This window comes from Rhizobium bangladeshense (genome assembly GCF_001662075.1).
In the GTDB taxonomy this organism is placed as follows: Bacteria; Pseudomonadota; Alphaproteobacteria; order Rhizobiales; family Rhizobiaceae; genus Rhizobium; species Rhizobium bangladeshense_B.
Map to the genome: position 1 here is coordinate 96,188 of NZ_LYPL01000019.1, position 9,244 is coordinate 105,431.

Here is a 9,244-nt window from a genome sequence, read left to right on the forward strand (position 1 = left end):
TCGCGTCAAATATGATTCATGCAACGCGCTTTAGGCCTTTGTCTTATGCATGTCGTTCTCCCGGAACCGCTGCACACTTCCGCGCGACATGCATTAGTCCGACTTTTCCTCGGTCTCGCGGGAGGTTCATTGTCACTCCCGCGCCATCAGCTTTCGGAGGTGAACATGTCGGATGAAGACCGATTTGTGCTCTGCATGCTCGCGCCCGCGGTTGCGATCCTCGGCTTGTTGGTCGCCTACCCCGTGGGGCTGCTGATCTTCGATTCCTTCTTCAAGGTCGAAACGATCACGCCTCACATCCGCGAATGGGTTGGGCTGCAGAACTATGTCGATGCCTTGACGTCGAAGCGCATCGCCGAAAGTGCTCTGCGGACGCTTCAGTATTCGGTCTTCGCACTCTTCTTCGAGTTCACCTTCGGCTTCTGCGCCGCATTGCTGTTCTCGGCCATGGTGGGCCAATCGCGTTGGCACCGCACGATCTTCGCTCTGCCGCTGATGGTGCCACCGATCGTCGCCGGTCTGCTGTGGCGGTTCCTGCTGGTCGGCAATATCGGCATCTTGAACTACGGGCTGGTTCGCCTGGGGTTGATCAGCGACCCCAACGAGATTGCTTGGCTCTCCAGCGAAGATATCGTCATCTATTCCGTATCCTTCGCCGACATATGGCTGACGACCTCCTTTGTCGCACTCGTCTCCTATGCAGGGTTGACGAACATCCCCAAGGACCTTCTCGAGGCGGCCCGGATCGATGGGGCGAACGCGCTCAAGCGGTTCTGGCATGTCACCCTGCCGCTGATGCGGCCGGTCATCGCCGTCGTGGTCATCGTGCGGGGCGTGGATGCCGCCAAGACGTTCGATCTGATCTGGATCCAGACCCAGGGCGGTCCCCGCCATGCCTCGGAAGTGTTCTCGATGAACATCTATCAGCGCATGGTTCGGTTTGGCGATCTCGGCGAGGCCTCCGCATCCGGCACGCTGTTTCTCCTCGTCATGATGGTTCTGGCCGGCATTGCCTATTGGAAGATATGGAGGCCGGTCCATGCATAGAGCGCCTCGCCTAAATACCAGCGGAGTCCTGATCAACGCCGCGGCCTTAGTGATCGTGCTGTCCTACGCGCTGCCTTACATCTATTTGCTGATGACCTCGATCAAGCCGGCGGCAGACGTCCAGCAGATCCCGCCGAGCTTCTTTCCCGCCGTCATATCGTTCGAGAATTTTCGGGAAGTCTTGCAATCGTCGACGCTGCCGAAAGCTTTCGTCAACTCGCTCACTGTGGCGGTACTAACGACCGCGCTTTCGCTGCTGGTGGCGGTGCCGGCCGCCTACGTTGCCACCCAGTATCGCCGCCGGATCACGACACTTTTCCTGCTCTTTGCCCTGGTCACGCGCATGGTGCCGTCGGTGTCGCTGGGCGTGCCGCTGTTTCAGCTCTTGAAGTCCATGGGTCTGCTCGACACCATTCCAGGGCTGGTTCTCGCGCACACTTCGGCCGCTGTGCCACTGGCGCTGTTGCTGATGTCGGCATTTTTCGAAGGTGTGCCCAAGGAACTCGAAGAAGCTGCCCGCATGGATGGCTGCACACGGTTCCAAGCCTTTCGGAAAATCATTCTTCCTGTGATGACCGGCGCAATTGCCGTCACCGCGCTCTTCACCTTCATCACCAGCTGGAACGAGTTCCTCTATGCACTGCTGCTGACGTCGGAAGCGACCAAGACGGCACCGATTGTCATTGCCGAATACAATTCGGTCTACGGGCTTGCGTGGGGCGCGATGACCGCCGCCGCGGTGCTCTATTCGCTGCCCGTCATCATCGTAACGCTCGCACTTCAAAAACAGATCGTCGGCGGGCTGACGTTCGGCGCTGTGAAGGGATGAGGAGACCAGCATGGCCGGTGTAGAACTGCGCAATATCAACAAGATCTACGGAAACAGCTTTCACGCTCTGCATGACCTCAACTTCGACATCAAGGACGGCGAGTTCATGGTGTTTGTCGGTCCGTCGGGATGTGGGAAGTCGACAGCGCTCAGAATGATCGCAGGCCTGGAGAGCATTTCCGGCGGTGAACTCAAGATCGGTGGCCGGGTCGTCAACGATGTAGATCCCAAAGACCGCGACATTGCCATGGTCTTTCAATCCTACGCGCTCTATCCGCATAAGACGGTGCGCGAAAACATCGCCTTTCCGTTGCTGATGGCCGGACTGCCCAAGGCTGAGATCGACAGCCGCGTGAACGAGGCAGCGCGCATTCTCGAATTGACGACATTGCTCGACCGTAAGCCGGCGCTTCTCTCCGGCGGACAGCGCCAGCGCGTCGCCATGGGGCGGGCGATCGTCCGCAAGCCGGCAGCCTTCCTGATGGATGAGCCATTGTCGAACCTCGATGCCAAGCTGCGCGTGCAGATGCGGGCCGAGATTGCCAGCCTGCAAAGAAAACTGAATGTCACCACGATCTATGTGACCCACGACCAGGTCGAGGCGATGACGATGGGTGATCGCGTCGCTGTCATGAAAGGCGGCGTGCTGCAGCAAGTCGACACGCCGCAAAACCTGTACAATCGCCCTGACAACGTCTTTGTCGCCGCCTTTATCGGATCGCCCTCGATGAACTTGTACGAGGCCGTTCTGAATGGCAGGACGCTGACCCTGGGCAACAACAGTTTCGAAATCCCTGACCGGGTTTTCGAATATCGCCCCTCGCTCAACGGTGCGTCTAACCGTCAGGTCATTGTCGGTATCCGGCCCGAGCATATGAACGACGCCGCAATCCGACCTTCTTCGGCCGAGATCGCGGCCCCGGTCACTCTTGTTGAGGCGCTGGGTTCCGAATCCATGGTGCATCTGAATATCGACGCGCCTTGGGTCGATGCCGGCGACCCGGACGCCATCGCCGACATCGGCAACGATAAAGCTGCTGTCGCCCGTTTTTCTCCGAAGAGCACAGTCCGCGCCGGTGACGTTGCGCGCATCGCTGTCGATGCGGAAGAACTTCACTTTTTTAGGCCTGACACCCGCACCAGCATCTGGTGATCAAAAAACAGAGCGCTGCTTGAACGCATTTCCCCAGGCGCCTTGCGAGCAACCATCAGTCTACTCTCGCTGTGGAGTAAGAAATGTCCGAGGAGACATTAACAATGGCTAGCGAAAACTGCTTCGATGTCACGAAATATCCCGCAGGGAATCCCTATGAGGATATTGGAGCGGTCATCAACAGCATCATTGCGGATATCAAGAGAGGGCAACCCGTATCCGATCTGAATGACGGCGGAAAACCTGGAGCGGTTATCTATATACCGCCAGGCGATTACCGACTTGTCACTCAAGTCGTTATCGACGTCAGCTATTTGAAGATCGTGGGCTCCGGGCATGGTTTTACGTCTTCGAGCATCCGCTTCAACGTACCCGCAAACGAGCTGAGACACTGGCATGAGGTGTGGCCGGGCGGAAGTCGCGTGCTCGTCGATACATCTCCAGAGGCCGCCGACGGTGAGGCCGCAGGCGCCGCGTTTTATGTTAAGCGCACCGGAAATCCTCGCATAAGCTCCGTGGAGTTTGCCGACTTCTGCATCGACGGCCTGCACTTCATTGACGACGGTTCGGGGCAGCATGACGCAGAAAATACATATAAGAACGGCAAAACCGGAATCTATGTAGGCAGCGCCAACGACTCATTCCGAATAACCGGGATGGGTCTTATCTATCTGGAGCATGGAGTTACCGTTCATGATGCAGATGCGCTCGCGATAGATAACAATTTCATTGCCGAGTGCGGCAACTGCATCGAATTGAAAGGCATGGGGCAGGCGTCAAGAATAGCGAATAATTTCGTGGGAGCAGGCTACAGGGGCCATTCCATTTTCGCGGAAAACTATGGGGGTGTTCTGATATCCTCAAACAACGTGTTCCCTCGAGGAGCCAGCAGCATCTATTTTTCCGGCGTCGTCCGTTCCGCAGTTACAGGAAATAGATTCCACTCCTTTTATCCCGGAATGTTGGTTCTCGCCGATAACAGCTGCGAGAATTTGGTCTCCTCAAATCACCTTCTGCGAGATCGCGAACCATGGGCGCCGATGCAGAAGTACGACAACGGGCTGGATGATCTGTTCGGACTTTTGCGCATTGACGGGAGCAACAACTCGGTCATCGCAAACCACATCTCGGAAACGATCGATATTCAGTATATCAAGCCGATCGCCGCAAAGCCTGTGATTATCAACCTGGTTTCCGGTAGCGGAAATTACATCGCCAATAATCACATTGTGGCCACGACCGAAAAATCGCAAAGCAGCGATGCACCAGAAAGTGCCTGCTTTTCAACACAAGTGGGCGCATTGCTTTCAACGAGCAATTTAGAGACGCTCGAAGTCACGGCAGTGAAGGTCCAAGAGGGTTCCGTACGGAACACAGTGCTCGATTCAGGCAGTGACGAACAGGTTCAGTTGGATAGAACAATGAATGCGTTCCGGGCCACGCCAGTTATAGGATGGCCATAGCGGCTCCCGCGCGCAGATCGCCGGCCTCGTACCTTGAGCGCGACCGTTAAGCGAAAAAACTGAAATGCCACCTCTTCACTGGCCGCGGCCTCGGCCGGGATAGCGACCGTGCGCCCGGGCGGGGCCAGGCCAAGACCATTCACTTTCAGGAGGAACGGTATGCGAAGGCAGAAAATACGATTGGCGCTTGGGACGCGCATTGAATTCTGGGCGGTGTCGAAAGGACAGAGCCCGGCCGAATTCCAATTTCGCATTCTGCAGGGTGACCAGCTCTTGTGGGGGGTGAAACGCTTCTCGGAGTTTTCGGAATTTTACAGCTACCATCATCGTGAAGCGGGCGAGGTGGAGTTCGAATGGGATGAAAGCAGAACAGACTTCACCTGGGCCTATGCTTACAATCCGCGGACAGTCTCAAAGACCGGAATCACTGTTTTGGAATTCGGGGAACACTTGGTGGAGCGCACCGGACCCGAAATCGACAGCTGGTGTGCAGCCGACCTGCAACGGCCGCGCCTGCACTTCTCGCCAGTCAAAAACTGGATGAATGATCCCAACGGGTTGTGCAAGGTTGGCGATGTCTGGCATCTGTTCTACCAATTCCATCCGGGCGGCACCGATTGGGGCCCGATGCATTGGGGACATGCAACCAGCCACGATCTATGTGCTTGGCTTCATATGCCGGTCTTCTTGCGGCCGGAACAGAACCTCGCCCGCCTCGGTGCGACCGGTGGCGCGTTTTCGGGGAGCGCCTTCAAGGATCGGGAAGGAAAGATAAAGTTCTATTATACGGAGCGCTTGCCCGCCTACGATCTCTTCGCGGATTATCGCGAAGTCCAGAAGATCGCCGAACCAGGCCGCAACCTCATCAACGCCGAGCGGATCGCGACCGTGCTGGAGATCCGTCCGGAAGGCGTGAAGCATGATTTCCGAGATCCCAAAGTCTGGTGGAACGACGCAGCCAATGCCTATCGGATGATCCTTGGCGCATCAATTTATGGCGATCCGGCGGTGCTGCTTTATGGCTCCGACGATGGACTCGAATGGCAATATCTGGGGCTGCTTTACCGCGCGCCCGTCAATTTCCGGGAAGAAGGCGCCCGCGCCGTGGAATGCCCCGACTTCTTTCGGCTGGAGGACAAGTGGGTTTTGGTGATGGGCTTTGTGGGCCATATCGAACCAACGACACGGCGCCACAATCTCCTCTACGCCCTGATCGGCGAGTTTGTCGACGATCGCTTTGTGCCTGATACGCCCGAGCTGCAACTGCTGGATTTCGGGACTGACTATTACGCGATGCAGAGTTTCGAAGCCGAAGGGCGGCAAATTGCCTTTGCATGGCTTTTCAACTGGGAATACCGCAAGCCAGAGGGTTCAGCCTATTCCGGCGAAATGTCCTTGCCCCGCGTTCTAAGTCTTAGTGAAGACAAGAGGAAGATATGCATGCTGCCGGCGATCGAGGTCGACGAGCACCAAGTCGCTATCCCCCTCGCCGCGGACCAAAGCGGCGGTTACTCACTGCCCGGCGGTCCGATCGAGATTCGGCTTTCCGGATCGCTGCAGGGCAGCAAGCTTGTCGCGACCGAGGGCGGCGAACTTGCTTTCGAGGTGGGCGTCGTCGATGGCATCGTTTCGATCCGGCTCGCCCAGGACGATGGCTCGATACGATACGTGGCGGAGCTTGCGGGCGGGGAGGACCTGCGTCTGTTCCATGACTGCGGAATTATCGAGATTTTCGCCGACGGGGGAGCGGTTTGCGGAACCCGCCGCGGCTACGTGAATATAGACCCCGATCGACTGGAAATCTCATCCTCTGCGTTGGCGGAGGTGTTTGAAAGGTACTCGAAATGATTCGCTGCTGACCTGCGGGAAACCTACAGCTGGCTTGCGCGACAAGCGGCGGATAGTCGGCTTGTCATGCTCGACCCCAACATCCGCGCAGATTTCATAAGCGATGCCGCGCGTTGTCGCTCAGACGTGCGGACCAAAGCATCACGGGGATCAGGTTAATGGTAGGATCGGCACTTCTGCCATGCCAAGGCAGCTTAACCGTGCAATCAGATCCTCAATACTCTGCCGGCACCGCATATACTTCTGCAGACGGATCCGCAAGGAATGAGCGCACCGTCGGCGGCAGGTGGCGCGATGAAAGCGGCAGAGGTCCACATCGCAAGAGAAGTTCACGCAGGTCCGGCTCGGCGCCGACATGTCGCCAGATCATCCGTGAGGCATAGGGCAGGTTTTCCCTTCGCCAGGAAATCCCCATTGTCGTTCCGCGCAAATAGACACGCTGGTACTCGTCGAATGGCAGGAGGATCGTTTGTGACAACATGGAATTAGGGCCGACGACGCGCTCCGTAATGAATATGCGGTTTCGATAGAACGCCGCCAAACCCACATACTTCGAAAACTGCTGGATGCCGTTTCCCGGGTCCCGCAGACGCTCCATTGATTTGACATGCACCAGCCCGCCCTGCTCCATAAGGCGGCTGCACGAACAGACAACCATTCCAGGCCAGGACGGCGAGCGATGATAGGTTTGGAAATAGCCGATATGGCGCCGGAGCGCGGTCAGATCTCCGGGGAACGCCTTTAAGAGTTCGGAATTTTGATTAAGGCCTAGGGTTGGTTTGCGAAGGCGCTCGCGAAAGAGCCTGGGAGCGAGACTAAAGTCGGCTGCGTCGAGATCGAAATACTTGGCGATGCGCGCCAGATTATGAGCAGAGGGTCTCGTCTGGCCGTTGATGTATCGATTGAATTGTTGCCGGTTAATATCGATCGCACGGCACAGATGCGAAATAGAACGCTGCGTGGCACAGGCAGCCTTGAGGTTGTCGGCCAGGTGAGGCATCGGCAGCTCCGTCTTGATACCGGATAGCGTAAACTCGCTTAAAAATGCGTCAAGCCGCGAAATTGCGTGAGCCTGCCCGACCTCTAGGTTCCTTCTTACAAAACTGAAAAGAGGGAACTGACATGACGCATCAAAAGGATCATTCTTTGCAGCTGAAAATCGACCGCCGCCACTTCCTCGGCGGCGCAGTCGCGCTGGGCGCTTTGCCGGCCCTCACTTCCGGTCTTCTGATGCCGCGCGATGCCCGCGCGCAGGAAGCGAAGCGCGGTGGTCATCTGAAACTCGGCCTCAAGGGCGGCGCCACCAGCGATGCGCTCGACCCCGCCACATACAGCGCTTCTGTCTTGTTCGTCATTGGCCGCCTTTGGGGCGATACGCTGGTCGAATCCGACCCCAAGACGGGTGCGCCCCTGCCGTCACTGGCGACTTCCTGGACGCCATCCGCGGACGCATCCGTCTGGACTTTCAAGATCAGGAACGACGTGCAGTTTCACGACGGCAGCAAGATGACCGTCGCCGACATCGTCGCGACACTGCAGCGCCATGCGGACAAGAAGTCGCAGTCCGGTGCACTCGGCCTGATGGCCTCGATCACCGGTATCGAAGAAAGGGCGGGCGAGCTTGTCCTGACGCTTTCGGAAGGCAATGCGGATCTGCCTCTCCTTCTCACCGACTATCATCTGATCATCCAACCCAAGGGTGGCGTCGGCAAGCCTGCAGCCGCCATCGGCACCGGTCCCTACATCCTAAAGAACTTTGAACCCGGCGTTCGTGCTTCCTTTGAGAAGAACCCTGGGGATTGGCGCTCCGACCGAGGCTTTGTCGACAGCGTTGAAATCCTCGTCATCAACGACAACACCGCTCGCATTGCGGCGCTCGCCTCCGGCCAGGTCCATTTCGTCAACAATGTCGACCCCAAAACCGTCCCGATGCTGCAGCGGGCACCGACTGTCGATATCGTGCGGAACGCCGGCAAGGGTTTTTACTGCTTCCTGATGCATTGCGACGCGGCACCCTACGACAACAACGATCTTCGCCTTGCGCTGAAATATGCCATCGACCGCCAGTCGATCCTGGACAAGGTGCTGGGCGGCTACGGAACGATCGGCAACGACTATCCAGTCAATTCTAATTACGCCCTTGCCCCGACCGACATCGAGCAGCGGCCGTATGATCCGGACAAGGCCGCCTTCCACTTCAAGAAATCGGGGCTCGACCGTCCCGTTCAGTTGCTCACCTCCGATGCAGCCTTTCCAGGCGCCGTGGATGCGGCGATCCTATTCCAGCAAAGCGCGCGCAAGGCAGGCATCACGATCGACGTCAAGCGCGAGCCGGAAGACGGCTATTGGACCAACGTCTGGAACAAGCAGCCCTTCTGCGCCTCCTTCTGGGGCGGCCGCCCGACACAGGATTCGCGCTATTCCACCTCCTACCTTTCGACCGCGGAATGGAACGACACGCGTTTCAAGCGCCCTGACTTCGACAAGGTGGTGCTGCAGGCAAGGTCCGAGCTCGATGAGACCAAGCGAAGGGTACTTTATCGGCAATTGGCGCTGATGGTGCGAGACGATGGTGGTCTGATCCTGCCCGTCTTCAACGACTACATCATGGCTTCTTCGAAAACGCTGAAGGGATATGTGGACGACATCGGAAACGATATGTCGAACGGATACATCGGCAGCCGCGTATGGTTTAGTTCCTAACTCCGCGATATATGAGCATGACGTCGCGCGGCTTTACCACCATCGAGAATGAATGGATCACGCTGAAGGATGGAACGCGGCTTGCCGCGCGCATCTGGATGCCCGAGGGCGCCGATCAGGATCCCGTTCCCGCCGTCTTCGAATTCCTGCCCTATCGCAAACGCGACGGCACCAGTCCTCGCGATGAGTCGACCTACCCGG

8 protein-coding genes are annotated in these 9,244 nt (G+C 57.5%); 7 read left to right on the plus strand and 1 reads right to left on the minus strand.

Annotated features, from left to right (window positions below):
* Positions 1-165: 165 nt before the first annotated feature.
* The 5 genes from A7X77_RS27900 (at position 166) to A7X77_RS27920 (ending at position 6,340) form a co-directional block, all read left to right on the plus strand.
* Positions 166-1,047, plus strand: a complete 882-nt coding sequence (locus A7X77_RS27900; RefSeq protein WP_082928874.1) for a carbohydrate ABC transporter permease — start codon at positions 166-168, stop codon at positions 1,045-1,047.
* Positions 1,040-1,876: a carbohydrate ABC transporter permease gene (locus tag A7X77_RS27905; RefSeq protein ID WP_064686083.1), complete on the plus strand. Its 837-nt coding sequence runs from the start codon at positions 1,040-1,042 to the stop codon at positions 1,874-1,876. Before A7X77_RS27900 ends, A7X77_RS27905 begins: the two co-directional genes overlap by 8 nt.
* Positions 1,877-1,886: 10 nt before the next feature.
* Positions 1,887-3,029 (plus strand): ABC transporter ATP-binding protein, encoded by a 1,143-nt coding sequence (locus tag A7X77_RS27910; protein WP_064686084.1) that lies wholly within the window; start codon positions 1,887-1,889, stop codon positions 3,027-3,029.
* A gap of 104 nt (positions 3,030-3,133) precedes the next feature.
* Positions 3,134-4,492, plus strand: coding sequence for a NosD domain-containing protein (locus tag A7X77_RS27915; protein WP_156668168.1), 1,359 nt, complete (start codon positions 3,134-3,136; stop codon positions 4,490-4,492).
* A gap of 159 nt (positions 4,493-4,651) precedes the next feature.
* Positions 4,652-6,340: a glycoside hydrolase family 32 protein gene (locus A7X77_RS27920; RefSeq protein ID WP_064686086.1), complete on the plus strand. Its 1,689-nt coding sequence runs from the start codon at positions 4,652-4,654 to the stop codon at positions 6,338-6,340.
* A 214-nt stretch (positions 6,341-6,554) separates the two neighbouring features.
* Here the strand turns inward: A7X77_RS27920 and A7X77_RS27925 are convergent, their stop codons facing one another.
* Positions 6,555-7,340, minus strand: a complete 786-nt coding sequence (locus A7X77_RS27925) for a helix-turn-helix domain-containing protein (protein WP_064686087.1) — start codon at positions 7,338-7,340, stop codon at positions 6,555-6,557.
* 122 nt (positions 7,341-7,462) lie between these two features.
* Between A7X77_RS27925 and A7X77_RS27930 the strand changes: the two genes are divergently transcribed.
* Positions 7,463-9,043, plus strand: coding sequence for an ABC transporter substrate-binding protein (locus A7X77_RS27930; RefSeq protein ID WP_064686088.1), 1,581 nt, complete (start codon positions 7,463-7,465; stop codon positions 9,041-9,043).
* A 17-nt stretch (positions 9,044-9,060) separates the two neighbouring features.
* Positions 9,061-9,244 (plus strand): CocE/NonD family hydrolase (locus A7X77_RS27935; RefSeq protein WP_156668167.1); only part of this gene is annotated, 184 nt, incomplete at its 3' end.

What these genes read in the sequence shown, in the direction of transcription:
- A7X77_RS27930 (WP_064686088.1), top strand. Translation starts at nt 7,463, where the DNA reads ATGACGCATCAAAAGGATCATTCTTTGCAGCTGAAAATCGACCGCCGC.
- A7X77_RS27905 (WP_064686083.1), top strand. Translation starts at nt 1,040, where the DNA reads ATGCATAGAGCGCCTCGCCTAAATACCAGCGGAGTCCTGATCAACGCC.
- A7X77_RS27920 (WP_064686086.1), top strand. Translation starts at nt 4,652, where the DNA reads ATGCGAAGGCAGAAAATACGATTGGCGCTTGGGACGCGCATTGAATTC.
- A7X77_RS27910 (WP_064686084.1), top strand. Translation starts at nt 1,887, where the DNA reads ATGGCCGGTGTAGAACTGCGCAATATCAACAAGATCTACGGAAACAGC.
- A7X77_RS27900 (WP_082928874.1), top strand. Translation starts at nt 166, where the DNA reads ATGTCGGATGAAGACCGATTTGTGCTCTGCATGCTCGCGCCCGCGGTT.
- A7X77_RS27925 (WP_064686087.1), bottom strand. Translation starts at nt 7,340, where the DNA reads ATGCCTCACCTGGCCGACAACCTCAAGGCTGCCTGTGCCACGCAGCGT.
- A7X77_RS27915 (WP_156668168.1), top strand. Translation starts at nt 3,134, where the DNA reads ATGGCTAGCGAAAACTGCTTCGATGTCACGAAATATCCCGCAGGGAAT.